This window comes from Xanthomonas sp. BRIP62418 (assembly GCF_003993495.1).
GTDB lineage: Bacteria > Pseudomonadota > Gammaproteobacteria > Xanthomonadales > Xanthomonadaceae > Xanthomonas > Xanthomonas euroxanthea.
Genome location: NZ_QEZG01000028.1, coordinates 182,823 through 207,460, shown reverse-complemented (window position 1 = coordinate 207,460; position 24,638 = coordinate 182,823). Strand labels below are relative to the sequence as shown.

Sequence of the window (24,638 nt, the reverse complement as noted above, 5' to 3'; positions counted from 1 at the left end):
GCCTCGCAACGCCGCTGGTCTGTTGCGCGGCAGAATGCGCTGCCGCGTGGGCTGTGCTACTTAGCTTTCCACGGCATTAGAACGATCTAATCGCATCTGCGTGGAAGCGGACGCAAGAGGAGGGGGCAGGTTGCCGCAATGGCGACGGATCGTTTTTGTGTCACTTCGCGCAGCGTTCTTGGCCGATCGCTGGATCGACAGAAATCCGCCGAAGCCAATCACCTTTGGGAGAGCATGATCGAAATGAACTGCATGCCATTCGCACGCCACCGCAGCACGCTGTCCGCCGGTATCGCCATCGCCTTGTTCGCGAGTGCCGCCTCCACCGCCGCCGCCCAGCAGGCCGACGGCACGCCGGCGCCCACGGGCCAGGCCGAGGTGCAGGCCACGGACCTGGACGCAGTGACGGTGACCGGCTACCGCTACGCGATCGAAAAAAGCCTGGAGCAGAAGCGCAACGCCAACGCCGTGGTCGATGTGATCACCGCCGAGGACGTGGGCAAGTTCCCCGACAAGAACGTGGCCGATGCGCTGCAGCGCGTGCCCGGCGTGGTCATCAGCCGCGACGGCGGCGAGGGCAAGAACGTCAGCGTGCGTGGCCTGTCCTCGGAGCTGGTGCTGACCGAATTGAACGGCAACTACATCGCCACCGCCGAGTCCAACGGCGACCCGACGCGCTCGTTCAACTACACGCTGCTGCCGTCGAACCTGCTGGGCAGCGCAGAGTTGTACAAGACCCCGGAAGCGCGCATCGACGAAGGCGGCATCGGCGGCACGGTGATCCTGCAGACGCGGCGCCCGCTGGAACTGGAGCCACATTCGGGCTTCGTGTCCGCCGAGGGCACCTGGTCCGATACCAGCAAGAAGACCGACGGCCAGTTCTCCGGTTCGTATTCGTGGCACGACAAGGACAACCGCTTCGGTGTCTTCGTCGGCTACACGCAGCAAAAGCGCACCGCACGTACACTCGATGCCAGCACCGAGAGCTGGCAATGGTACGGGCGCGACGAAGTCGGCCCGGCGGTCGACGTGAACGGTAATCCGTCGGACTTCAATGCCAACTGGTGGGGCGGGACCGGTTTCTGGACCCAGGACGGCGATTACGCCACCGGTTTCATGATGCCGACGGCGGTGAGCCTGGGCGCCAAACGCGAGGAGCGCGAGCGCAAGGGTGGGCAGCTGACCTTGCAGTTCAAGCCAACCGACGACCTGACGCTGACCGCGAACTACTTCCGCTTCGACCTGTCGCAGGACTCGCAGACCAATACCATCAAGATTCCCGAGTGGAACATTGCCCGTTACAACGGCGACGGCAACTGGCGCGGCGGGCGTCTGCTCGACCGGCTGCAGTTCGATCCCAGCGGCACGATCGTCACTGGCGCCGCCTACAGCCTGCGCCCGGGCAAGACCTACTATTGCAACGAGGCGCAGGCCGCTGCGGCCGGCCTGCCGCCGGGCGGCTGGGGCTCGGACGACTGCACGGTGCCCACGCCCCAGATCACCGGCAGCTACAACATCGAAAAATCGCTGTCGCAGACCGTGGACCTGGGCGGCGAATGGCGTGGCGAGCAGGTGGACGTGGCGTTCAAGGCCGGCCGCACCTGGGCCAAGGGCGGGCCGGAGCTGCAGTTTTCCCTGCCGATCAAGCCGCGCCTGCAGAACGCCGACGGCAGCTGGACCAACGCCAACTTCGCCAGCGCCTGGGACCTGACCGGCACGCCGTCCATGACGTTCTCGCCGGAGCTGATGCAGAACCTGCGCGACGGCATCCTGCAGGTCGACCTGGGCTCGACCGGCTCGTCCTGGACCCGCAACACCAACCAGCAGCAGTACGCGCAGATCGATACCACCTGGCATTTCGACGGCGAGGTCTTCGACTCGCTGCAGTTCGGCATCAAACGTCGCGACGGCGGCATCCACCGCAGTACCGGCAACAACTACTGGGTGTGCCCGGGCACCGACCCGGGCGACTACGACAACCGCTACTGGAACGGGCGCTGCAATGCCATCGCCACGCAGTTCTCCCCGGGCCTGCTGTTCGCGCAGGACAACCTGGCCGGCGGCGTCAACGCCAGCGCGTTCCCGGCGATCAACTTCCCGGGCTACATCGGCTACTTGAACCAAACCTACGGCGCGATGCAGACCCGCAACGAAGACAACTTCGTCTACAACGTGGACGAAGAGATCTATTCCAGCTACCTGCAGCTCAACTTCCACACCGAGCGGCTGCGTGGCAACGTCGGCGTGCGGGTGGCGCGTACCGGCCAGCGTGCCGAGTCCACCGACAAGGTGAGCGCCTACAACGACTACTTCTTCGATGGCGCCGACGGCAATCCGCTGGCCTGCCAGCAGGGCGCCGCCATGCCCGGCGGCGCCCCGGCCGACACCTATTGCGGCACCGAAGGCTACTGGCGTTTGGCCGACAGCGTGCAACGCACCGAGTCGTTCGTGGTCAGCGGGCTGGACCGCAACTACACCGACGTGCTGCCGAGTTTCAACCTGGCCTACGACCTGACCGAAGACCTGCTGCTGCGCGCGGCGGCGTCGAAGGTGATTGCGCGGCCCAGCTACAACGACATCGCCGCGCCTGGCAGCCTGGAGTTTTACAGCCCCGAGTACGTGGCCGACCGGCGCCTGACCGGTGGTGCCAGCGAGCAGGGCTGGTACGGCTCGGGCAGCAACAAGAACCTGGAGCCGTACAAGGCCAACCAGTTCGACCTGGGGCTGGAATGGTATTTCCACCCGGGTTCGGTGGCAGGTGTGGGGCTGTTCCGCAAGAACGTGGAGAACTTCGCGGTCGACGTGATCAGCGACGTCAACATGATGGTCGACGGGCAACCGGTCACCGTGCAGAACTACAGTACCCAGGCCGGCGGCCAGGACGCGGTGTCGCAGGGTGTGGAGCTGTACGCGCAGCACACGCTGCCGTTTGGCCTCGGTGTGCAGTTCAACTACACCTACAACGATGCCAGCAAGGCGGCGGTGCGGTTGGAGGACGGCACCGAGGCCGGCAAGACGTCCATGCCGGGCAGCGCCAGGAACCAGACCAACCTCACCATGTTCTACGAAACCGACAGTCTGCTGCTGCGCGCCTCGTACAACCGTCGCGGTGAACTGGTGCAGGGCCTGGTCAACGGCTTGAACGTCTTTGAGGAGCCGTACTACCAGATCGATGTCAACGCGGCCTACAACATCACCCCGGCGCTCAGCCTCACTGCCTCGGTGCTGAACCTGACCAAGCAGGAGTCCCGCGCGCACCTGGGCGAGGACACCCGCGCCCGCTTCTACACCGGCGGATACGCAGGCCGGCTGGCGTACCTGGGGCTGACTTACAAGTTCTAGGCGCCGGCGTGTCGCGCCCATGCCTGCCGCGTGGCGGTGTGGGCGCGATGGTTTGGCGACGGCCGGGCTGCAGTGGAAGTGAACCCGGAACCGTTATTGGCGCGCACGATGGCGGGCTTGCTGATCGCGGCACCTCGCCGCTAACCAATTATTTTCATTCAATGTCTAGACGCAACAGCTCTCGAGTCCGAGCCGCCGCTGGACCGTGCATCCGCCGTCTGGTCGCCTTTCTAAGCTGTGACAGATGAGCAGAGCTTGTTCAGGCCGCTTAAGCCTGTTAACGGCAAGCAAAGTGGTAGCCGAGTATGCTGCGGCACATAAACACCTAACTCTCCACAGTTTTGACAACCTTTGTCCGGTTCTCTGGAAACCGCGACGGCAGAGCGAGATCTAGGACAAAAATATCTATCCTGCTCCGCAAGGCTTCAGGCATTTTAGCTAGCAACGAGTCTCTTAACTGCTCTGGGGACTGTATTTCCAGGTTTTTTTTGCCCGCCACTTTCTCACCACGACCGAACCATAAAACTAGATATATCCCTTGGTTCGCAGCATCCGGATGGCCTGAATATCTAGCATTCAACTGCTCTGCAGCCGCCGTATAAAGCTCCTTGTGCCACTGACCCTTCACCTCAACAACCAACATATGACGTTGACCGGCTAGAGTAATCATCACAGCGATATCGCACCTATTCGAGCCCGCCATATGCTGCTCTATATTTATGGACACTCCGCGCGCCTGCATACGACCCGCTAATCTATCAACTATCCTATTTCTAGCAGAGTTTTCGTCGACCCGACGCCCATTTATGTAATAAGTCTCTAACGGATCAGTTTCCGCACCCCTTAACCATAATTGCAGCTCGCCAAGCTCATCCAACAGCAAAGCGCGAAGATCCTCCACAGAGGCCGGGCGACTGGAATCCAACATTCCACTGATCTCAGCAGGCTTTGGGGCACGAAATTCCTCGTGCGCCCGTTCTCTAAGAGCCGTAGCTTTCATATTCAGTGCAACGCTATTGAAGTCCGCGAGTCTCGGATCGTCAAGAATCGCGTCCAGAACAGGAATGCGCCGCTCAGGAATATCTTCTTCAATCCGCCAAATTACCTCTGTGAGAAATCGATAGGAAGCCTCCTCAATCGGGCTACCGGTGCCGTAACTATTCGGAAGATAGACCTTAGGCCACTTATCGATGAAATCAGCGAGTATCATATGAACCTGCTCGGCCCGCATCACCACCGGATCTTTAATTTCACGATACAAGTTGCCTAGTCGATGACTCAGAGCAACTATTGACGTGTGATCCTGCGCAATAATCTGCCAAGCTGACTTCCATGACGGGGTCCGATATAGGAATGCACTAATTCTCCAAAACAACATCCTGGATTCCCAGGCTTTGGCGTCACTTAAGCCCTCAAAAGGAAACTTTTTTGGTGGCAAATCAGCAATTCGAGCTTCGATTATAGGGAAGATCTCATCATGGTTCGATGTATTTACAACCATCTTGAACAACGATTCAACGCTAACCGGTCGTGCAAATGGGAAATCACTGAGCCACTTTAAAGCAAAAGCCGTGTTGTTTTGTGAAAAAATCTTTTCTTCCTCTAACCACTCTACAGGAACATGACCTGGCTTAATTGAAAGCAGTTGAGGCACAATAAATTTTGTAAGAAAAGCCTCCACGTCGGCATCTGACTTAAAGATCAATCCATCAATTTCTTCGACTAAGTTGGCTTGCTCGCCATCCGCATAAGTCGGAAACGAGTGAAGTGCGGCCCGCACAACTTGAAGAATTTTCGGAGGAAGATCTTCCAAGGATTCTTTACTCCTGAACTTAGCCAAGCATCCTGCGGTTAGAACCAAAGCAACGTCGTTTCCCGAGCGAATTGTGAAATCTGAAAGATCTGGCACATGAGGCGCGAGATACGTAAAGCAATTTTTTAGCGCGCGTATCGGTGTTTCCGAATCGTCAAAATTGCTTAAAATATGTACTTCGCAGTACATGTAGTCCGAGGCAATTGCACGCAGAATACTCCAATGGCGTCCTGCCTCGATCAATTCAATGTTATCTCTAATATATTTAATTTCATCAGAAACAACTTCGCTCGAAAGACTAGCTTTCGTCCTCCTTCTTTTCCACCTTAGACTTTGACGATTGCTTTGCCGCCAATCTCTTTCACAAGATGCCCAAAGGCGCAGTAATTCACCAGATTGACCACTATGCCTTCTTTGCAATGCTCTGATGGCATTTGGCCCTTGTGGCTGCCTGTGCACCGTATGACGCACGTGAAGAGCTTTCCATACATAATTCAATCCGCGTTCAAATGAAAATTGAACTAGCGCCTCAATATCACCCAGTTGAACCAGTATCCCGTGATGAGTTGTTCCCTGATACAAGCGCCCCACTAAGCGATATGCGTCAGCTTGGCTCATAGCGCGCTCTAGATAGAGCTGCTGTACGGAACGCCTAAAATCGTGATTTTCAAGAAGAAAAGAAACGCATTTCCCGGGCCGAGAGTTATAATTTGAATAGCACAAATCTTTTACCCAATGATAAAGCTCTTTAGCGTCGACCTCACCAGGTAAAACAACATTAAAAAGTTGATCCAGCACCAAGCCAATAATTCGACTAATGCCGTTACGGCAGGTGCACACTTTGTTTTCTCCGGCACCACATTTGCAGGTAATTTGGCCCGCAAGACTATCCAGTGCAGGCTTTATCTCGTCGCGCCCTAACGATCTGATCAAGATACTAACATTATACCTGGGCACGCGAATTCTTTTGCTTGAATAGTCATCCGGATAGAACATGGCGGCTCCACCTAATAACTCAGTTAGCCTCGACATACCAAATGCAGAAATTCCGACTTTTTTTGCCGCTATAGCAGCGAGCTCATAGGAGCTAGGAGTAGCTTCGCAAAGGAGTTCAGACGCTACATGAAGAAGGTCAACCGACTTATGGTCCGGGATTACCGTCAGGGCAAGCATCCTCGAGCTAAAATCCTCGGACTGATTTTCAACAATAGCTGCAACCTCAGCAACAACATCGTCAGCCATCTGGCTGTCAGCCAATAATTCCAGCAAGAGAGTGCGAAGAGAGTTCGACTCCTTGAGTGCCGCCCTCACATCATCAGCTATCCCGTCATTGAAAAAATTTCCTACATTAAATTTTCTCCACAAATCACTCCGCCTAAAATAGGGATCAATCAACGCAAGCTTGCGCAAGCATTGGATAAGGTGTTTTTTTGATTTTAGCTCTAGCTGCCCAGGATCCCCATTAGCCATTACAGCGTAAGGATCTATCTCAATGGCGCGCAGCTGCATGTCGGCACTTCCAAGCGCCGCGAGCCACCCGAGCAGACCTCGGAGCTCACTCCGGGTGACTGAGTTTGGAGCAATCACCGCGAAAACCCTTCCAGCAGTCAGCTTATCTGCGGGGTCTTCTATCTTTGCTGTCAAGTAAGCCGCTGCACAATACTCCGCGACGATCCTGTGGACTGGCTCTATTCTATCCGATTCACTTGTTGGCTTTACTAACTGAGTATCCAACAAAAATAAGGCGTTATCCCCGCCTTCTATTAAACTATACAAATATGGAAAATCAAGGTCACTTGAGCGTTCGGATAGCGCAGCACCAGATGCGCCTGAAAGCAAGATTTTGGCGAATATGCGGCCTGCCAAGTCGACAATTTCACTCTGAGGTGGACGTGGCTCAGACCACTTCACGTCGGAGTTTCCCTCGTAAGCGAGCTGCCTAACAGAGCTATAAAAAATCTCGCGCTTGGAACTGAAAGCGCTTTCTCCATACGAATACGCGCTGCCAAGGAGCTGAAAAAATTGCGGATTGCCTAACAGAGGCGCCAGCTCAAATTTGTACACCTGTCGTTGGAAATCCATGAAACTATGTGCGGGAAATCTGTGCGCGAACAGAACAGCTTGGTCCTCGCTATCGAACGGGCGTAGGCGCGCTACAATTGGAGATACCCCAAAACACTGCGCGGCAAATTCGGTGAGTCCTTCATCCCACTCACTCGACCTTCCCGCAAAAATTGTCAATTGTGCTGAAACTTGGCTAGCCTTAGCTATTATTTCCTGGCTAGCAAGCTTGTTCAGCCTTGTCACTTCGTCCATTGCATCAATAACTAGTGACGATCGAGGGCCGGGAGAGGTAGCGTGTCGAAATATGCTAGCTCGCATACGAACCGTGCTAAGTTTTTCTGAAAGCGAATTCAATAACTCTGTTTTTCCGGCGCCAGGCTCGGCTAAAACCAGGATTACGCCTCCATTGCTCAAGAGGGCGTCCTCGGTAAGCACTTGCTCCCCAACTAAGAGTGACCGTGCTAGGTAAAAATCTGCCATGTTGAACGCGCCATCCTGGAGTCGCAGGGTCTGAAGTCGGCGATCATTCTAGCGGGAACGGACCAAAGCCTGTTTGGAATTCTTAAGCCACGTCTTTCTTGAGATCCGCGAGAAATAACGGTCCCGAATGGACCATGATGGGGTCATGTGCACTTATCAAGCGACGGTGCTCGGCTTGCGTGGCCCGTATGGAACTGCGCCAGCGGCGGACACAGGCGCGGGAGACCTGCCAGCGTGTATTGACACGCGAGACCGCGTACTTGCAATCTAGCCCCAAGGAGCGTCGAAACTCCTCTCATAGCGGTACCCACCTCCGTCAAACCGGTGGGTTTTTTGTGCCTGCGTCCTGCAGGTGCAAGCCGACGCAATGCCTGTGTCGGGAGGGCGGCTAATACAACACCCGCAAGGGGAATACGCCCGCCGGCTATGAGCGGTTTCGAACCTCCCGACATCCCGTCGCCGTTGGCGGCGGTTCTTGGGTTGTTCCAGGAGGGCATTGCCATGTCTACCGCACCATCCATGCCGGCATCTGTGCCGGTTGATCTGTTGCCAGCCTCCGCTCACCGCCTGCGGTGGGATGTGGCCGGAGTGCTGCGCCGGCTCGTCGCACGCACGGCCGTTGAGCAGGCGATCGACCATCCCGCGCATCTGCTGAGGCTCCAGCTCGCTGTATTGCCGCACACCTCGGGTTACCGGTCCGCACGTAGTGCCGTGGGGTTGCAGCAGTGCGTCACTGCAACCATCACCCGCCACCACCAGGAGGTGCCATGACACGCCGCCGCCCACCCACGGCATCTGCCAGCGCACGGCCCACCCGCACGCGTACGCGCCCCACGCCGCCCAAGCGGGTGCAGTGGGTTGTTGTGGAACCCGACCGCACCAAGCTGCCACCGATGCTGCCGCCCGACCCGGACGCCTCCCCGCAAGGCCCCGGCACGCTACGCGCACCCCGCCGCGCCCGCCGCCCGCGCCAATGCACCGTCAGCTACACCCATTACCCCGGCGCCCACGACCACGCCGGCGACCAGCACGTGCCCCACGTCCGCCTCAGCGGCCTATGGCTGGAACAACTGGGCTTTGCCATCGGCACCAAGCTGCGCATCACCGCCAGCGAAGGGCAGCTACTGATGGAGGTGTTGCCGCCGGTGGAGGTGCCGGTAGCGACAAGCAGGGCGCGGCGCTAGGCTGGGGGCCGACGGCCTGAGCTGGCACCAGACTTGGCCAGAGGCGCGGGAAAACCCTTCACCTACGTGAGTTTTGTTCCCCAGCGTATTCCGTTGCTAGCCTATGAAGCGAAGAGATCCGCGGCCACTGTATTGGCCGGAACGTGCCCGAACTGGTTGCGTGATGTAACTTGTCCAGCCTGGACACATTTAAAGGTACACGGCCATGAAAGGCATTGGGAGTAGTTGTTACGCACTAATCTTTGCCGGAGTCCTTCTGCTGCCTGGGTGCGGTCAAGCACAGCCGGAACCTGGTAGCCAGCAAGCGGCGGCCACCGCTGCGACGCCTGCTTCTACTCCAACCATAGATGTCGATCCACCGCGACCTGCCCAGGTTGGGATCGGCACCTATGTCACCGAAGGTGGGTGGGGGCGCCTGATCATTGATGCACCCAAGGGCCAAGAACTTTCGAAGTTCTCGTTGGACACAGAGAATGTCGACAGCGGATGTACGCTTTCTGGTCAGTTGGATAAAAGCGGCCACGCGGTTGTTTATGAAGGTGCAGAGGCAAGTCAATGCTCGCTTGTTCTAAAGATGGAGGCGAATGGTGTAGCCATCAGCACTTCGACCAAAGAGCAGTGCCAGGCCTACTGCGGAAGCAACGGCAGCTTCGAGGGAATCTATAAGCGTGTGTCTTCAAGCTGTGCCACCGATGCGATCGAGAAGGCGCGTCACGACTTCAAATCCTTCTACGATAAAAAGAAATATGTCGAAGCCAAGGGTGTGCTTGCGCCCATTTATCAGAGCTGCGTTCCGACTATGAGTTTTGCCGATGAGGGCACACTACGGAACGATTACGCGCTCACGCTCTACAAGTTGAAAGACAAGCCAGGTTGCCTGTCGGCTTTATCCAAATACAAGCAAGATGCTGCTCGCACGGATGACCAGATTTCCGAAGGGATGGCGCCAGCGGTCGTTGATGAGTATTTGACCGTCATCCACGCTGCCCGCACGAACATAGCGCTTTGCAGCCGTTAGTTGATTGATTGTCAGCCAAGGAGAAGGAAATGCCACAAGAAACAGGACAACCAGCGCGGCCGCAGCTGAGTGACAACGAACTCAAAACACTTGCTTATTTTGCGATCGGCGTCGCATCAGAGGGAAGCATGGCAGGCAAAAACGTTGCCTACCAGCTTTCATTTGCGGGGTCCATCAATGATGGTGTGATGACTCCCATCGGCAATAGTGGATTTTCAATCGGGACACTACAAACCGATCTCGGGCAACATCCAGATGTCGCAACTGGTCTAGTTGACGCCTATCAGGGATGGGCTAGGCAACAAACACCGGCCGTAGCTCTTTCAGAGCAGCAGCGCACGCAAACCATCCACGACTTACAGCGGGATGGTCATGCCATCAAGGCGGAGAATGGAAGAGCACTTGATGGGACGGTCAAATCAAACATTGATCGCTTTCTTGCTTCTGACGCGGGAGTCGCTTTTGTACATGAGCACGACCGAACTCAGGTCGAGCAGCTGATGCGAACGGGCGATGGCGCAAAAGATCTGGGCAGCGCAGTGCAGCAGCTACGCAAGACGGATCTATATGCAGATTCAGGTCTGAATGATCAAGCAAAGTTGGCAACGATGATCATGAAGCTCGAAAACCAGGCTGGACGTGGTCGCTACCCTGGCGTGCTACAGGGTATCAACGACGGGACGTTGCAGAGTGTCGACGATGTAAAGACGAGAATCGACGGCATGCTTCCCAACAAGATCGTCAAAGGTCACGAGCAGGCGGACTACATCGAAAGCGGTGTAGAGCATGCACTTAAGGGTACCGCTGTCTTCAACGCGTTGCGTGAGGCAAACCAAGCAAGCCCACTCTCTACTGCGTACGGTAGCGTGGTGGCCGATCCACTCATCAATCCAACTGATGCACGCAATGGCCACGGCGCTGCTGATGTATCTCATCACTATGGTGTGGTTAAAACCCTCTTCTTGCAAAACGGCGAAGCCCCAGCTTTTATCCACTCAGTGGATCAAGGCGCAAGTCACGCATGGGGGCGCCCACAAGCTGAGGGAAAGAGCGGTCCAACCGCAGGCCTCTACTCTTCTGGCAACGATGTTGTCGTATGGAATCGTGACGGTCAGGGCCATGCAGTTGTTGGTGGTGTGTGGTCGGATGCTTTACGCGGTAGTCTGAACCGTGAGCGGCACCAGGACGGAACGACTGATATCAATCGCGTTAACTCGGATGGCTCACACGAACGCCTGCTCCATGTTGATCCGCATGCAAGTCCATTGCGTGTACGAGGTGAGGTCGGGCACCCTGAGCGGCATGAAGCGCAGCCTGTAGGGCCGACGCATGGCTCGCTCAGTCCATCGCAAGATCCCTTACATCGCCAGGCCGAAGATGCCGTGCGCCGCCTGGAGCAAGGCCTCGGCAGGGAGTACGACAACAACAGCGCCCGCCTTGCAGCAAGCAGCGCGTATCTAGCCAAGGAAAACGGGCTGGCGCGGATCGATCATGTCGTACTGAGCGAGAACACCAAGTGCGTGCGACAGGGCGAGAACGTCTTCGTGGTGGAAGGCGCGTTGAACGACCCCGCTCACAAGATGGCGTATATGAAGACCAACGACGCCATTGCACAGCCGGTCGAGCAGTCTCTCGCGCAGCTCCAGGCTTTGGGCGAGACGCAGCGCCAGCAACATTCCCAGCAGCAGGAGCAGCAGCGCGAGCAATCGATCGCTCCGCAGCAACGGATGGTGTAAGGACTACGGGTCTGGTGGTCTGGGATGTTCCTTTCGGGTAGTCGGATTTGTGGTGGGCATCTCGCATGATTGGCAGGGCGAAAGTGGTCGCTGCCCTAACCACCGTTCTGGTCATATGCATTTCGATCAGGTTGCCGGTTGTAGGCGTACATCCAGACTGAAGGACGGGGACATGATCTTTTTCTCGGCGCATGTGACTGACCCGGCGAGCGGCACAGCATGCGGTAGGGGATGCGCGGTGAGCCTGTTAGCGTCGATGGCGGTCTGTCTGATTCTTGCGGCGCCTGTTTCCGGCACTCCGGTCTTTCAGCAAGCTGTTGTAGCATCCGGAAGCAGTGCGCAGCCGGAATCGCCCGATGTAATGAGGCGACTTAGGCAAGACATCGACCGCTTGCTCATCACGGACTTCAAGGATATTGCGGCGCTTGATTCTTTACTGACGACAAGACTCGGCCCCATCCAGTCACGAGATGGGATGGCTGTACGCGTCGGTAGCAATGGTCTGTTGGCAGGCATCGCCGTGCGTAATATCGAGCTTCGGGGTGCGCAAGAAGATCGATCACGAACAACTCTGGTGATAGAGGTCTGGCCGTCCCGCGTTCTTTTCGATGATGCGGCCTGGTCAGACGCCCTCCCGTATCCGCCTCACCCAGATGCGCCCGGCTCCAGGGCTTACAGGCTGCTGTAGGTCGGTACGACGCGAGTTGTCATTGGTCTAACCGAAGACCAGCTGCACGTGAGTTACATCACCGTCAGCAAGACTTGATTCAACCGGTGCAGTCAGGTTGTCTGCAGGATGGATGAGGCGTATGTGGTCAATTCACGGGAGGACAGCTGCGTCACGCCGTCCGATCGCATCTTGATCAAGAAGAAGTATCCGGGCGCTTACGGGCCCGTCGAGTTTCAAAAGGCGGCACACAGAAGCTGAGTAGTGGTCGACATTGCAGAGACGCATGCGCATTCGTGAGGTGAGCACACGCATTGGTCTAGTTCACGCTTCGTAGCAAGCGGCGTAGCCGTTATCTGCAACTGCTAAAGCGTGCCGCCTCGCTGTTTGCATAGAGCGCGCGGAAAAAGCGTGGCAACCGGGCGATGCCGCGCTCCGCTGCGCGTGCAGCGATCTAGTGTCGAGCGCGTGGTGGTCATGCTCCAGGCTGACTAGCGCGCAAAACGTAGGGGGTTAGCATCGCTTGCCGTCATAGAGGAAGAGGTGGGGCTGCGGTTCGGGGTGCGGTGCCCACCACCCATTCTCCCTCTTTTGGCTGCACTGCTCATGTTCAGATCCATCTGCACGGCCCTTGCGCGCGCATGGCGCTGGTGCGTCGTGTCGCAAGATGCGTGGGGGCGTTGGTGGGCAGCGGCACTTGGCCGAAGGCGCGGCGATCACGATGAGCTCGCGTGACGGGCCGCCTGCGGCGCGCGGCCAGCTGTCGCTTGGGGAAAGGGAGCGCCTGCGTGCCGAGTTCGACCAGGCGCTGGCCGCACTGCATCCTGAGCTGTTGGTGTACCTGCGCCGCCGTACGCGCGATGCCGAGACCGCTGCAGACCTGGCGCAGGAGACCTTCTCGCGGATGATGGTGTACCGCGATGCGCCCAACATCGGCGACCGCCGGCTGCTGATGTATCGCATTGCGCACAATCTGGTGATCGAGCTGCGGCGCTCGCGTCAGCGGCGGCTGGCGGCGCAGCACGTGTCGCTGGATCAGGTGGCGCCGATCAGGGCCGACGAGGCCGGCGTGGACGAGATTGCCGAGGCGCGCCAGACGCTCGATGTGCTGCTCAGGCGCACCTTGCTCGAGCTGCCGCCAAAGTGCCGGCTTGCGTTCAAGCTGAGTCGGTTCGACGGGCTCACCTATCCGCAGATCGCCGCGAAAATGGGCATCTCCATCAAGATGGTGGAGAAGCACATCAGCCGTGCGCTGCAGGCATGTCGTGCGGCCGTGGGGGAGTTGCCGCAGTAGCCGGCCTGCAAGGCCGCTGGCTGGCGCCGCCGGAAGTTGCTGGTAGCATCGTGCGCGAGGGCGCAGGGAGACCGCCCGCCAGGAGTCACCAGCCATGCGTGCAGAGTCCGAGCGCATCCATGCGCAGGCGGCCGCCTATCTCGTGCGACACGGGCGCGAGAACGCGGCCGAGCGCGCCGCACGTGAGGCATGGCTGGCTGCCGACCCGCGCCACCATGCGGCCTACCAGCAGCTGCTCGAGGTGGACGCACACGCGTCGGCGGTGCTGGATGATCCCGAGTTGCAGGCCGTCACTGCACGCGATCTGGAGCTGCTGATGCCACCCTCCGGTCGACGTCGTCGCTGGCCCTGGCTGGTGCTGGCAGCAATGCTGATTGCCGCGATCGGCTATGCGGTGCATCACCTGCTGAGGCAGTAGTGCGCACTCGGCACTCTGCACGGCGCGTTTCATGGACCGTTGAATGTGCGCTTTGCTGCAGCGCTGCCTGCATCTTGCACACGTTGCTGGTAGGGCATTGCGCTTGCGCAGCATCACTTGTTGTCGGGGGACGCAATGGCGATGGTGCCGCGCCCAGGACGCGAAGGATGCACATGCACGCACGACGGGCAGTAACGGGGAGCGGTGTCGGTTTTGATCATGCACGCAGCAGGCTGGCAGTGGCGGGGATGGCGCTGCTGTCGCTGCACGGCCATGGGGCGCAGCAACACGCTTCCGCGCAACGCGTGCCGGTACCTGCAGTGGAAGCCGACACGCAGCGCGTTGATGCGCCTGGCAACGTTGCCGTCGCAAGGCGTGCACTGGCGATGGCGATGCGTGCATAGCGCGTCGAACGTGCAGCAGGTGGTGGGGGAGGGCAATAGCGCACACAGCGATTGACGTGTCGGGGCCCGGATGGGTGCCGAGGCACTTTGCGTGCGCGACGATTGCTCGCAACCCAAACAGTTAGCGATTCTGATCACTGTTCGCCTCGTTGCGGGGGCCGGTGTTTCAGCAGTCAGGTGCAGGACCGATCTTGCTCAGCTGGCGATGCGCACCGGGCCGACCGGAGTGCGCCGTCGGCGGGCCAACCCAGGCAAGCCAAAGGACGCAGCATGAAGACACGTACGTTACGCAACGCCATTTCCATCGCCCTGTTCGCCATGGCGAGCGGGGCGGCAGGTGCGGTGGGGGCACAGGCGGCGACGGCGGAGGTGGCGACGGAAGCTCAGGCAGCAGCGCAGAAAACGCTGGCAGCCGTGGCAACGAACGCAGACGCGCCGCCCAGGCCCGGCTCGCCGGGGCCGGCGATTGCGGCGGCACCGCCGGCGCAAACCGCCGCGACCGAGTTGGAGTCCATCGAAGTCACCGGCACGCGCATCAAGGGCGGTGCAGTTCCGTCGCCGGTGATTTCGATCAGCGCGGCGCGGATCCAGGAAGAGGATTTCAGCGATCTGGGCGAGGTGATCCGCAGCGTGCCGCAGAACTTCTCCGGCGGGCAGAACCCGGGGGTGCTGAGCGGCAATCTGGCCGGGGCCGGCAATGCGAACCAGAACATGACCGGTGGCGCGAGCCTCAACCTGCGCGGCCTGGGCGCCGATGCCACGCTCACCCTGCTCAATGGGCGCCGGCTTGCCTATGGCGGATTCACCCAGGCGGTGGACCTCAGCGCGATCCCGGTGGAGGCAGTGGAGCGGCTGGAGATCGTGGCCGACGGCGCGTCGGCAATCTATGGGTCGGACGCGGTGGGTGGCGTGGGCAACGTGATCCTCAAGCGCGACTACGACGGAGTGAACGTCGGTACGCGCTTCGGGCGGGCCACGCAGGGCGGGCTCACCTCGCGGCAATACAGCGTCACCGCCGGCACCACCTGGCGCAGCGGTGGCGTGATCGCAACCTACCAGGACGGCTCGGCAGACCCGATCTACAGCCGTCAGCGCAGTTACACCACACAGCTGGTGGACCCGTCCACGCTGTATCCGGGCAGCGACCTGCGCAGCGGGCTGCTGAGTGCCTACCAGGCGCTGGGCGACAACGCCGAGCTGCGCCTGGATGCGTTACGCACTGAACGCGACCAGCTGCACTTTTATGCTGTCAGTGGCCGCAACAGCCGGGTCACGCCGACCACCACCAGCCTGCTGCTGTCGCCGAGCCTTGCGGTGTGGTTGCCCAACGACTGGACGCTGACGCTGGGTGCCACCGACGGCAACAGCAAGCACGATCAATACCGCCAGGAAACGGCGCTGGCCAGCGGTGCGGTGAGCGTGACCGACCTGTGCTACTGCAACGACAGCCGCAGCTACGAGCTGGGTGCCGAAGGGCCGCTGTTCGCATTGCCGGCAGGCGATGCGCGCCTTGCCGCCGGGGTGGGGTATCGCAGCAACACGTTCCGCAATGTCAACCACGTCAACGGCGTGGAGACGATCGACGGCAGCGAAAGCGCGCGCTTTGCCTATGCGGAGGTGAGCCTGCCAGTGGTGGACCCGGCACAGGGCGTGCCCGGTGTGCAGCGACTGACGCTGACCGCGGCGGTGCGCGGGGAGGACTACAGCAGCTTTGGCGGGGTGACTACGCCCAAGTTCGGTGTGCTGTATGCGCCTGGCAGCGATGTAACGCTCAAGGCCTCGTGGGGCAAGTCGTTCAAGGCGCCGACGCTGTTCGAGCGCAATTACGCGCAGGAGGCATGGCTGTTCCAGCCGGGTGCGTTCGGCGGGGTGGGCTTTCCCGCCGGGACGACGGTGCTGGTGGCCGATGGCGGCAACCAGGATCTGCAGCCGGAGCGCGCCATCACCCGCTCGGTCTCGCTGGCCTGGCACCCCGAGGCGCTGGATGGCCTGGAGGCGGAGCTGACCTGGTTCGGGGTGGACTACAGCAACCGCGTGCTGCAGCCGATCGCAAATGCCAGCCAGGCCTTGCGCAATCCGATCTACGCGCCCTTCGTGGACCGTATGCCGACGCCGCAGGCGCAGGCCGATGTGATTGCGCTCGCCAGCCGGTTCTCCAACTTTGCCGGCGTCGCCTACGACCCGAGCCGGGTGGCGGCAATCATCTACACGCAGTACGCCAACGTGGCGCAGCAGGATATCGAGGGGCTGGACCTGAGCGGTAGCTACCAGGTGGCGTTGGCGCGCGGCACGCTGACCTTGCGCGGGGCGGCGAGCTGGCTGGACAGCACGCAGCAGACGTTGCCCACGCAACCGGCGTTCGATCTGTCCGGCACGCTGTTCAACCCGCCCAGGCTAAGCAGCCGCGTGGGCGCGGTATGGAAGCAGGGCGGGCTCACTGCCTCGCTGTTCGGCAACTACCGCGGCGGGGTGCGCAACTGCGCCGATGGAGTGGAGTCGGCATCGTTCACCACATTCGACATGGCGTTGCGCTACGCCACCGGCGCACGCCGCGATGCATGGGCGGGGCTGGAGTTCGGGGTATCGGTGGACAACGCCTTCGATCGCGATCCGCCGTTGTACCGGGTGACCTCGCCGCTGTACGTGGCCCCGTACGACTCCACCAACTATTCGGCGATCGGCCGCTTCGTGAGCGTTTCGGTGTCCAAGCGCTGGTGATGCGTCGGCTGCCTGCCGCCGCCGATGTACAGGCATGGCCCTTGAGCGTTGCTGAGAGGAGTGTGTGCGTGAGGAATCAAGAAACCTGGCGCCTGCTGCTTGCAGGCGTGCTGATGACGGCAGGTGCGTGCGTGTGCCACGCCCAAACGGTATCGCCCCAGCGCTTGCTGGAGGTGGTGGATATCGGCAGCCCCACGCTGTCGCCGGATGGCCGCAGTGTGGCCTTTCGCACCGAGCAGGCAGCGGTGCAGCGCAATACCTACGACAGCGTCTGGTATGTGCAGGGCCTGCAGGATGCCGCGCCCAGACGCATTGCCGATGGCGGTGTGCCGCTGCGCGATTCGGCAGGCGGGTCCTTGCCTGCAAAGGTGCTGTGGTCGCCGGATGGCCGTTGGCTGTACTACCGCGCGTTGATCGATGGCGTCATCGCGGTCTGGCGCGCGGCGGCGGACGGTTCCGGGGCGGAGCCGGTGACGCACGATGCGGCGGATGTGCAGGAGTTCGCGCTGGATGCGGACGGGCGCGTTCTGCGTTACCGCATCGGTGCGACGCGCGCGCAGGTGCTGTCGGCAGAGCAGGACGAGTATGCGCAGGGCATCCGGATCGACGAGACGGTGCCGCTCGGGCAGGGCCTGTTCCGTTCCGGCAATGTCGACGGGCGCCTGGCCACGCAGCGCTTCGGCTCGGTGTGGTTCGATCGTACCGGGCTGTCGGCCGGGGTGCCGGCGCGGTGGATGGCACTGGAACTGGCGACTGGGGCCACACAGGTGCTTGCCGATGCGCAGCGACCTGACGCAGAGCCCGACGTCAGCGCGCTGCGCGGCCTGGTCGGCGATGTGTGGAAATCTGCGCGCGCGCCACAAGGCGGTGCGGTAGCGGTGTTGTCGCGCGTGGGCGACGGCAGTGGGCAGCTGTCCCGGCCGGACGTGGCGCTGTCAGTATTGCCCGGTGCACATGCGCGCAAGGCCGTGCGCTGTATGGCAGCGGCCTGCGTGGGAAAGGCAATCACTGCAGTGCAGTGGCGCCCGGGCAGTGCGGAGGTGTTGTTCACCATCACCGATCCTGCCTTGGGGCTTGCGCAATCCATCCACCGCTGGGACCCGGCCAGCGGCCAGGTGCAGCTGGTAGTGCAGGGCGGCGGGTTGATCAATGGCGGGCGCGATCCATCGGCACACTGTGGGGCATCAGCCACGGCACTGGTCTGTGTGACGGCCGATGCCGACCGCCCGCCACGTCTGGAACGCATCGCGCTGGACAGCGGCACGCGCGGCGTCCTGTTCGACCCCAATGCGGCGTTGGCGGTGGACATGGCAAACGCGACGCCGGCGCGCCTGTTGCAGTGGGCCGATACCCGCGGACGGCACTACAGCGGGCAGTTCTTTGCGGCACACGGCCACGGCGACGGCCAGGTGCCGATGTTTGTCACCTACTACAGCTGCCCGGGCTTCGTGCGCGGTGGCGTGGGCGATGAGTGGCCGCTGGCCGCGTTGGCGCAGGTGGGCATCGCAGCGCTGTGCATCAACCAGCTGCCCGGCTACACCATGGATGCGGTGGAACGCCACGGCGAAGGACTGGCGGCGGTGGAAAGCGCGGTGGCCTTGCTGTCGTCGCAGGCGGGCATCGATCGCAGGCGGGTGGGCATGGGCGGGCTGAGCTTCGGCGGTGCGGTGACCCTGTGGACGGCGACCGAGTCGAACCTGCTGGCTGCGGCTTCGGTGGCCAACCCGGTGGTGTCGCCGTCGTACTACCTGTTCGGCAGCATGAAGGGCGAGCCCTTCCTCAAGGGGCTGCGCGAGATGTGGGGCCTGGGTGCACCGGAGCAGACACCCGAGCGGTGGAAGGCACTGTCGCCGGCGTTCAAGCTGGAGCGGATTCGCGCGCCCATCCTGTTCCAGCATTCCGAGCAGGAGTATCTGTACGCGCTGGACTACCTGATTCCATTGCTGCGTGCGGAACGCGCCGAGTTGTACGTGTTTGCAAACGAGCCGCACCAGAAGTTCCAGCCCCGGCACAAGTTGGCCGTGTATGCGCGCAACGTCGACTGGTTCCGCTTCTGGTTGCAGGATTACCAGGACCCTGCACCGGAAAAGGCCGCCCAGTACGCGCGCTGGCGTGCAATCAAGGCGGCACTGCCGGCGCGTGGCAACTAGCGTGCGTGGTGCGGCTGACGCGTGGTCCGCTGGCATGCGGGCGGCACGCATCTACGCAGCGCAGGCAATGTCAGCGCTGATGACGGACCCAGTTCTCGACCGCACACAGGTCGAAGATGCGCATGACGCTGTGGTCGCCGTCGGCCAATGTATGGTCGAAATGGTGGCGCAGGGCATCGGCATCCAGCAGGCCCTGGCCTGCAAGCCGACCCTGCAGCAGATAATCGCGGATCTGCTGCCTGCCCCGACGATAGACCGCGCCGGAGTAGTTCATGAAGGTGCCTTTGCTGCGGCGATGCAGGATCTGTGCAGGCAGCACATCCGCAAACGCATCGCGTGCCACGGCGCGATTGCGGCCGCCAGCGATCCACATCCAGCTCGGCACCGTCAGGCAGGCTTCCACCACCGGTTGCGACAGCAGCGGCATGCGCAGGTGCCACGACGCACTGCGCGCCAGTCCATCGCGGAACACTTGGGTGCCGGCCAGATCAAAGATACGTTCGCGGTCGCCGGGCAGGCTGTCGGGTGGGGCATCGAACCAGGGATGCGATTGCAACGGAACCGCAGCCTGCGTGCCTGGCAGGAACGATCGCTCTGGCGTGCGCGGCGGCCCGGCCTTGGCGCGGAGTTTCCTGATCGTCAACCTGCCTGCTTTCCAGAGCGTGCACTGGTGCAGTTCGGCAAGCGCATGGACTGCGCTGACGCCGGCGCGCAGGCCGCCTGCACGGAAGGCATCTGCGGCGGGCGCGGCGGTTCTGGTGTTGCAGAACACGGTGTCGCCACCGCCGCCGGAAAAGAAACTGGTGATGGCCAGCTGCGTGCCGATCGCTTCTTTCAGCGCATTGGAGGCATGCTGCAGAAACCAGGTGCTGGGCCCGACCGCGTGTGCCGGCGGTGCGAAATCGACCGGTGCAGCGTCGAGTCCCAGGGTGCGCACGATCAGCTCGGTGCCCAACAGATCGCTCATCTGCCGGGCATAGTGCCGCTCGTCGGCGCCAGGAACCGGCGTGACCAGATTGCAGCACGCCACGCGCGCGGCGGTGTCTTTCAGGCATGCGGCGAGGATGGAAGAGTCCAGGCCGCCAGAGAGCTCCAGCAGCACGGACGCATCGGTCTGCGCCCAACAGGTGACGCTGGAGGCCACCGCCTGACGCACCTGTGCCTGTGCGTCAAGTGGGTCGTGCCGGCGCCGAGAGGCTGCGACGAAATCCCACGGGTTCCAGACGTGTTCGAGACTGCTGCGGTCGGGCTGCAGACACAGCTGGCTGCCCGGCAGCAATTCGCGTACGCCAACAAGCCCGGTGCGCTCGGTCTTGAGGTGCGGGTAGTGCAGATGATGGGCGATGGCGTCCCAGTTGATCTCACGCGTGTACACACCCGCATGCGTGGCGATCGAGATGTCTGAAGTGATAAAGCCATGCTGTAGCGCGTAGACGCATGCCACGCCGCCGGAAGGCTCGCGCATCACGGTGATGGCGCTCGGGTCCGCGTGCGGTGCATGCAACAGCAGGTACTCGCCCCAGTGCGCATCGATCAGGTGCCGCGTCCGCTGCGCTGCGGACAACGCATGCAGCCATGCGCCGTCGACCAAGGGGGCGTTGTCGCGCTGCGAAAAGACATGGCCGATCAGTGCGCCACCACCAGGCAGGTCGAGCACGGGCGTGTCGTCTGATGCATACAGGTCGATGTGCCCAGCGCGTTGCCGTAGCTGTAACCCGATCTGTCGCAGCGACGCATCGACAGCGGCGCGGTCGCCATCGCGGTGTGCCTGCGCATGGTTGAACAAGGCGATGTAGCGGTACATCACACCACCCGGATGGGGGTATGCGCGTGGACGTTGCCGACCGTGTCGTTCAAGACCAGATCGCCTGTCTGGACCCAGCAATGGGCCGAAAACGGATCGAGTGCGACGCCGAAGACAACCTGGGCGCCGAGCTGGCGCCGGCGCAGGAATCTTGCCAATGCGACTGAATCGAGCAGGCAGCGCATCTCGAGCGGCACCCACACGCGTGCGCGCCGGAAGACGGATGCCGCATCGGTGAGCCGTTGCTCGAGTTCGGCGAGCGGGCGTTGCTGCATCCCCCGACCCTGTGCTGCAGCGGAGAGGCTGCCAAGGACCCTGCCAAGCGGGTTGCGCTTCAATGCCAGGCGTGTGGACAGCACAAGTGCCAGCACCTCGAGTTTTTCAAGCAGCTGTGGTCGTCGCGCCGGCACGGGCATTTCCATCGCGCTACGCGCAACAGGTATGACGGAAGGCTGCGGGCCTACGGTCGCTTGCGACCGTTCCACCAGCAGTCCCCGTTCGACAAGGTCGTTGATCTCCAGGTCTGACACCGGGTCTTGCGCCAGATAGGTGAGCAGGGAGTGCTCCAGTGCCTCGGGCAGACGGAAGTAGCGGTCATTACCGATATCCAGGAACACCAGGCGCTCGCCAATGCGGCAGAACGCTAGGTCGTCGCGCAATGTGTAGCGTTGCATGGCGCTGTCCTTGAGAGAGAAGGGGCGCACCGTTGCAGTGCGCCCCGTGGCCTGGGAAGTGGCTCACCGGCATGTACGGCCGAGTGGCGACTGCCGCGCGTTGGCAGTGCTTAGTCCTGGCTGATGCCCAGCGTGGTGATGCCGCCCATTTCTTCGCCTGCCAATGGCCCGCCCTGCGTGTCCAGGCTTGCGATGCCAAGTACGATGAGATCCTGGCCAGACGTCGTGGTATGCGCGTCGTTGTTGCTGGTATCCATGGTCTCTACTCCTGGTGGAAGAGGCGTGCGCTCAGGCACGCCTCGGGTTCACTCTTCGGAAATGCCCGGCACATTGAAACCGCCGATTTCTTCGCCAGCGAGCGGGCCGCCCTTGGTGTCGGTGCTGGCAACGCCAAGCACCGTGATCTCGCTGGATGCATCGCTGTGGGTGGTGTCATTGATGTTCATCGCTGTCTCCTGGTTGTGCCATGGGGATCCATGACGCAGACACGTTAGAAAACGGGTGTATTGATTTTCAAATGATTAAGTCGTAACACCGTCATGATTAAATGCACTGTGTGACCGCCATCGAAGATGACCGTGCAAGCCTGGCCGGTGGCGTCGCATCGCGCCATTCATTCCACATCAGGCGCACGCTGCCGGCGGTGCGCCAGCACAGAATGTGGATCTTGCGAGGCGTAGCGCTGGCGACAGTCAGCGCCGAGCTGTCAAACCTGACGGCCGCGCTCACGCATGACCGCCACGATCCGCGACACGGCCTGGATGCGACGCGCATGGTAGGCATGCAGCACAGCACTTAGCGCCGCAGGGTCACGCTGCACTGGCAGCAGCGTGGCCGCGCTATCAAACCTGACGGCTGCGCTCATGCATGACCGCCACGATGCGCGGCACGGCCTGGATGCGGCGTACGTGATAGGCATGCAACGCTGTTTGCAGCGCCGCAAGGTCGCGCTGCTGCCAGTGCAGCGTGAGCTCTGCCAGTTCTTCCTCGAGCCCGTCGAGCAGGCCGTGTTTGGCACGTCGCACCGGGGCCAACTTGTCATTGGTCTGCCTGACTGCGTGGTGCAGCGACCAGTGTGCGGTGGCACGGGCGATGGCATCGAAGAGCTTCCAGGTCTGCTTGACCACGTCTGTCGCTGCACTGGTGGATTCCGGCTCGCCAGGGGCATGCGGCACCAATGCAACGCCGATATCGCAGGCCATCCGCAACAGGCGCTCCATCCAGTCGTACAGGTCCCGCAACGCGACCTCGGTGAGCAGCGGCACCTGAAAGCCATAGCGTGCGTGATCGATGAGCAGGCCTTCGCCGACCAGGCGATACAGCGCAAAGCGAACTGGCGTAGAGCTGATCTTCAACTCGGTGGCCAGCTTTGCCGGGTCGATGCGCTGACCGGGCGGATACCGCCCGGACTGCAGTGCGCGCCTGACCTGCGCATAGGCAACTGCACGTTTGGAGTGGATTTCACTCATGACGAACTCCTTGTCTGACCGCGACGCCTCCCCTGGCTGGATCGTACATGCAATGGCTGCGGCAGGAGTTGCCGCAGTAGTCCTTTTGGTCCCGGGCTTGTCACATCGTGCCGCGTACGAGTCAGGCTGCGAGCCAATACGCTGCCCCGACAGTAAGAGTTTTTATAACGCCCAAACTGAGGCCACTAAAAGAGGGCCGCCTGGTTTGCCAGGGCGGCCCTCGTTTGAACATTATCTGTTCCTGCTGTCGCGTGGCACGACCAGCGTGCCAAACACCGTGGCTTGCTTAGCGAAACGACTCACGCAGCCGCTTGCCCGCATATTCCTGCGCAGCCTTTGCCTTGGCAACGACTGCGGCACACCCGAAGAACTCGTGTGTCACGCCGGTGTAGACCTCGCGCTCGACCGGTACATTGGCCTCCTTGAGGGCGTCTTCCAGCTTGGCGCCGTCGCTGCGCAGCGGGTCGATGGTGGCGTTGATGATCGTCACCGGTGCCAGGCCGCGCAGGTTGGCGTTGACCAGGTCCAGGCGCGTATCTGCCTTGTCCGCGTCGTTACGGATCAGGTGCCCCACGAACCACTCGATCATGGCCTTGTTCAAGGGCTTGGCGATGGCGTTTTCGATGTAGGACTCGGTGTGCAGGCTGCCGGTCTGGCCGACCGGGTACACCGCCAGGATATGCGTCGGTGCCTGCAGCCCCTTGTCGCGTGCGGCCACGGCCGTGGCGATGGCCAGGTTGCCGCCGGCGCTTTCGCCTGCAAGGGCAACGCGCTGCGGATTGCCGCCGATGCTGCCCGCGTTTGCCAGCACCCATTCGTAGGCGGCGAGCGCGTCGTCCCAGGCGGCGGGGAACTTGTGTTCGGGCGCCTGGCGATAGTCGACCGAGACCACGATGGCGCCGGTTTCCTTGGCCAGCCCGCGCGCGCCGCCGTCATAGACCTCGGCATTGGCGATCACCCAGCCACCACCGTGGAAATAGACGATGACCGGCAGTGCGGTGCCGCCCTGCGGGGTGTAGACGAAGGCAGAAAGATTGCCGGAAGGCGTTTCCAGGGTGTGGGAGGTGCGCTTGACGCCGGGTACCAGCACCTCGGGGTCGGCGGTCTTGCCCTGGTCCTGCAGCAGCTTCTTGACCGCATCGGCGATGGTTGGCTGCTGCCGGGCTTCGGCCGGCGTGAGCTTTTCGATGGCCTTGGGTTCGAGCGCATCGTGGGCCTGGGCCAGGTCGTGCATGTCGTCGTCGGCACGGATGGCGCCGATGACGTTGGAGAGGGTGTCGATGATCGGGTTGGGCTTGCCGTGCTCTGTCATGTGTGCGTCTCGGTTGGTTGACCCTGACGCTAGCGGTGGCACAGTCAATGGGGTGAAAAGGGAGCTCGGCCGTTATGCACATGGCCGCAAC

At 61.3% G+C, this 24,638-nt stretch carries 18 protein-coding genes; 11 read left to right on the top strand and 7 right to left on the bottom strand.

Annotated elements, in window-relative coordinates; genetic code table 11:
* Nucleotides 1-189: 189 nt before the first annotated feature.
* A complete protein-coding gene (locus tag EO174_RS05840) occupies nt 190-3,342 on the top strand; it encodes a TonB-dependent receptor (protein ID WP_206515047.1) in 3,153 nt (1,050 codons plus the stop codon).
* Between the two features lie 325 nt (nt 3,343-3,667).
* On the opposite strand, the gene EO174_RS05835 is transcribed toward EO174_RS05840, so the two are convergent.
* On the bottom strand, nt 3,668-7,471 hold the full coding sequence (locus tag EO174_RS05835) for a hypothetical protein (RefSeq protein WP_126943001.1): 3,804 nt from the start codon (nt 7,469-7,471) through the stop codon (nt 3,668-3,670).
* A 654-nt stretch (nt 7,472-8,125) separates the two neighbouring features.
* Between EO174_RS05835 and EO174_RS05825 the strand changes: the two genes are divergently transcribed.
* The 9 genes from EO174_RS05825 to EO174_RS05785 all read left to right on the top strand — a co-directional run bounded on the left by EO174_RS05825 (nt 8,126) and on the right by EO174_RS05785 (nt 19,288).
* Complete coding sequence (locus EO174_RS05825; protein ID WP_241239973.1) at nt 8,126-8,470, top strand: hypothetical protein; 345 nt, start codon at nt 8,126-8,128, stop codon at nt 8,468-8,470.
* Nucleotides 8,467-8,883 (top strand): SymE family type I addiction module toxin, encoded by a 417-nt coding sequence (locus tag EO174_RS05820; RefSeq protein WP_039531112.1) that lies wholly within the window; start codon nt 8,467-8,469, stop codon nt 8,881-8,883. Before EO174_RS05825 ends, EO174_RS05820 begins: the two co-directional genes overlap by 4 nt.
* A gap of 205 nt (nt 8,884-9,088) precedes the next feature.
* The gene (locus EO174_RS05815) at nt 9,089-9,901 is read left to right on the top strand and encodes a hypothetical protein (protein WP_126942987.1); all 813 of its coding nucleotides are present in this window, start codon (nt 9,089-9,091) and stop codon (nt 9,899-9,901) included.
* Nucleotides 9,902-9,930: 29 nt separating this feature from the next.
* The gene (locus EO174_RS23125; protein WP_164740102.1) at nt 9,931-11,637 is read left to right on the top strand and encodes an XVIPCD domain-containing protein; all 1,707 of its coding nucleotides are present in this window, start codon (nt 9,931-9,933) and stop codon (nt 11,635-11,637) included.
* Nucleotides 11,638-11,809: 172 nt separating this feature from the next.
* Nucleotides 11,810-12,325 (top strand): hypothetical protein, encoded by a 516-nt coding sequence (locus EO174_RS05805; RefSeq protein ID WP_126942984.1) that lies wholly within the window; start codon nt 11,810-11,812, stop codon nt 12,323-12,325.
* A 700-nt stretch (nt 12,326-13,025) separates the two neighbouring features.
* A complete protein-coding gene (locus tag EO174_RS05800) occupies nt 13,026-13,598 on the top strand; it encodes an RNA polymerase sigma factor (protein ID WP_241239972.1) in 573 nt (190 codons plus the stop codon).
* A 94-nt stretch (nt 13,599-13,692) separates the two neighbouring features.
* Nucleotides 13,693-14,016, top strand: a complete 324-nt coding sequence (locus tag EO174_RS05795; RefSeq protein ID WP_126942978.1) for a DUF4880 domain-containing protein — start codon at nt 13,693-13,695, stop codon at nt 14,014-14,016.
* Between the two features lie 674 nt (nt 14,017-14,690).
* Nucleotides 14,691-17,138 (top strand): TonB-dependent receptor, encoded by a 2,448-nt coding sequence (locus EO174_RS05790; protein ID WP_126942975.1) that lies wholly within the window; start codon nt 14,691-14,693, stop codon nt 17,136-17,138.
* Between the two features lie 68 nt (nt 17,139-17,206).
* Nucleotides 17,207-19,288 carry an Atxe2 family lasso peptide isopeptidase gene (locus EO174_RS05785; RefSeq protein WP_241239971.1) on the top strand — a complete coding sequence of 694 codons (2,082 nt, stop codon included), beginning with the start codon at nt 17,207-17,209 and terminating at the stop codon, nt 19,286-19,288.
* A 70-nt stretch (nt 19,289-19,358) separates the two neighbouring features.
* Here EO174_RS05785 and EO174_RS05780 read toward each other — a convergent pair whose 3' ends face one another.
* The 4 genes from EO174_RS05780 to EO174_RS05765 form a co-directional block, all read right to left on the bottom strand.
* On the bottom strand, nt 19,359-21,092 hold the full coding sequence (locus tag EO174_RS05780) for a lasso peptide isopeptide bond-forming cyclase (RefSeq protein ID WP_126942969.1): 1,734 nt from the start codon (nt 21,090-21,092) through the stop codon (nt 19,359-19,361).
* Nucleotides 21,092-21,766 carry a lasso peptide biosynthesis B2 protein gene (locus tag EO174_RS05775; RefSeq protein ID WP_126942966.1) on the bottom strand — a complete coding sequence of 225 codons (675 nt, stop codon included), beginning with the start codon at nt 21,764-21,766 and terminating at the stop codon, nt 21,092-21,094. Before EO174_RS05775 ends, EO174_RS05780 begins: the two co-directional genes overlap by 1 nt.
* A gap of 110 nt (nt 21,767-21,876) precedes the next feature.
* Complete coding sequence (locus EO174_RS05770; RefSeq protein WP_104573314.1) at nt 21,877-22,023, bottom strand: benenodin family lasso peptide; 147 nt, start codon at nt 22,021-22,023, stop codon at nt 21,877-21,879.
* A 48-nt stretch (nt 22,024-22,071) separates the two neighbouring features.
* The gene (locus tag EO174_RS05765; protein ID WP_016903879.1) at nt 22,072-22,212 is read right to left on the bottom strand and encodes a lasso peptide xanthomonin 1; all 141 of its coding nucleotides are present in this window, start codon (nt 22,210-22,212) and stop codon (nt 22,072-22,074) included.
* Nucleotides 22,213-22,322: 110 nt separating this feature from the next.
* Between EO174_RS05765 and EO174_RS22875 the strand changes: the two genes are divergently transcribed.
* A complete protein-coding gene (locus tag EO174_RS22875) occupies nt 22,323-22,565 on the top strand; it encodes a hypothetical protein (RefSeq protein ID WP_164740101.1) in 243 nt (80 codons plus the stop codon).
* Nucleotides 22,566-22,608: 43 nt separating this feature from the next.
* On the opposite strand, the gene EO174_RS05755 is transcribed toward EO174_RS22875, so the two are convergent.
* Together EO174_RS05755 and EO174_RS05750 are read right to left on the bottom strand one after the other, a co-directional pair.
* A complete protein-coding gene (locus tag EO174_RS05755; RefSeq protein WP_206515043.1) occupies nt 22,609-23,235 on the bottom strand; it encodes a GntR family transcriptional regulator in 627 nt (208 codons plus the stop codon).
* A gap of 286 nt (nt 23,236-23,521) precedes the next feature.
* A complete protein-coding gene (locus EO174_RS05750) occupies nt 23,522-24,547 on the bottom strand; it encodes an alpha/beta hydrolase (RefSeq protein ID WP_126942963.1) in 1,026 nt (341 codons plus the stop codon).
* Nucleotides 24,548-24,638: the final 91 nt, after the last annotated feature.

Excerpts from the sequence above, each read along its gene's own strand:
- EO174_RS05800 (WP_241239972.1), top strand. The coding sequence starts at position 13,026 with ATGAGCTCGCGTGACGGGCCGCCTGCGGCGCGCGGCCAGCTGTCGCTT.
- EO174_RS05750 (WP_126942963.1), bottom strand. The coding sequence starts at position 24,547 with ATGACAGAGCACGGCAAGCCCAACCCGATCATCGACACCCTCTCCAAC.
- EO174_RS23125 (WP_164740102.1), top strand. The coding sequence starts at position 9,931 with ATGCCACAAGAAACAGGACAACCAGCGCGGCCGCAGCTGAGTGACAAC.
- EO174_RS05770 (WP_104573314.1), bottom strand. The coding sequence starts at position 22,023 with ATGGATACCAGCAACAACGACGCGCATACCACGACGTCTGGCCAGGAT.
- EO174_RS05780 (WP_126942969.1), bottom strand. The coding sequence starts at position 21,092 with ATGTACCGCTACATCGCCTTGTTCAACCATGCGCAGGCACACCGCGAT.
- EO174_RS05815 (WP_126942987.1), top strand. The coding sequence starts at position 9,089 with ATGAAAGGCATTGGGAGTAGTTGTTACGCACTAATCTTTGCCGGAGTC.
- EO174_RS05775 (WP_126942966.1), bottom strand. The coding sequence starts at position 21,766 with ATGCAACGCTACACATTGCGCGACGACCTAGCGTTCTGCCGCATTGGC.
- EO174_RS05765 (WP_016903879.1), bottom strand. The coding sequence starts at position 22,212 with ATGAACATCAATGACACCACCCACAGCGATGCATCCAGCGAGATCACG.
- EO174_RS05755 (WP_206515043.1), bottom strand. The coding sequence starts at position 23,235 with ATGAGTGAAATCCACTCCAAACGTGCAGTTGCCTATGCGCAGGTCAGG.
- EO174_RS05835 (WP_126943001.1), bottom strand. The coding sequence starts at position 7,471 with ATGGACGAAGTGACAAGGCTGAACAAGCTTGCTAGCCAGGAAATAATA.
- EO174_RS05820 (WP_039531112.1), top strand. The coding sequence starts at position 8,467 with ATGACACGCCGCCGCCCACCCACGGCATCTGCCAGCGCACGGCCCACC.
- EO174_RS05795 (WP_126942978.1), top strand. The coding sequence starts at position 13,693 with ATGCGTGCAGAGTCCGAGCGCATCCATGCGCAGGCGGCCGCCTATCTC.
- EO174_RS05790 (WP_126942975.1), top strand. The coding sequence starts at position 14,691 with ATGAAGACACGTACGTTACGCAACGCCATTTCCATCGCCCTGTTCGCC.
- EO174_RS05805 (WP_126942984.1), top strand. The coding sequence starts at position 11,810 with ATGATCTTTTTCTCGGCGCATGTGACTGACCCGGCGAGCGGCACAGCA.
- EO174_RS05825 (WP_241239973.1), top strand. The coding sequence starts at position 8,126 with ATGAGCGGTTTCGAACCTCCCGACATCCCGTCGCCGTTGGCGGCGGTT.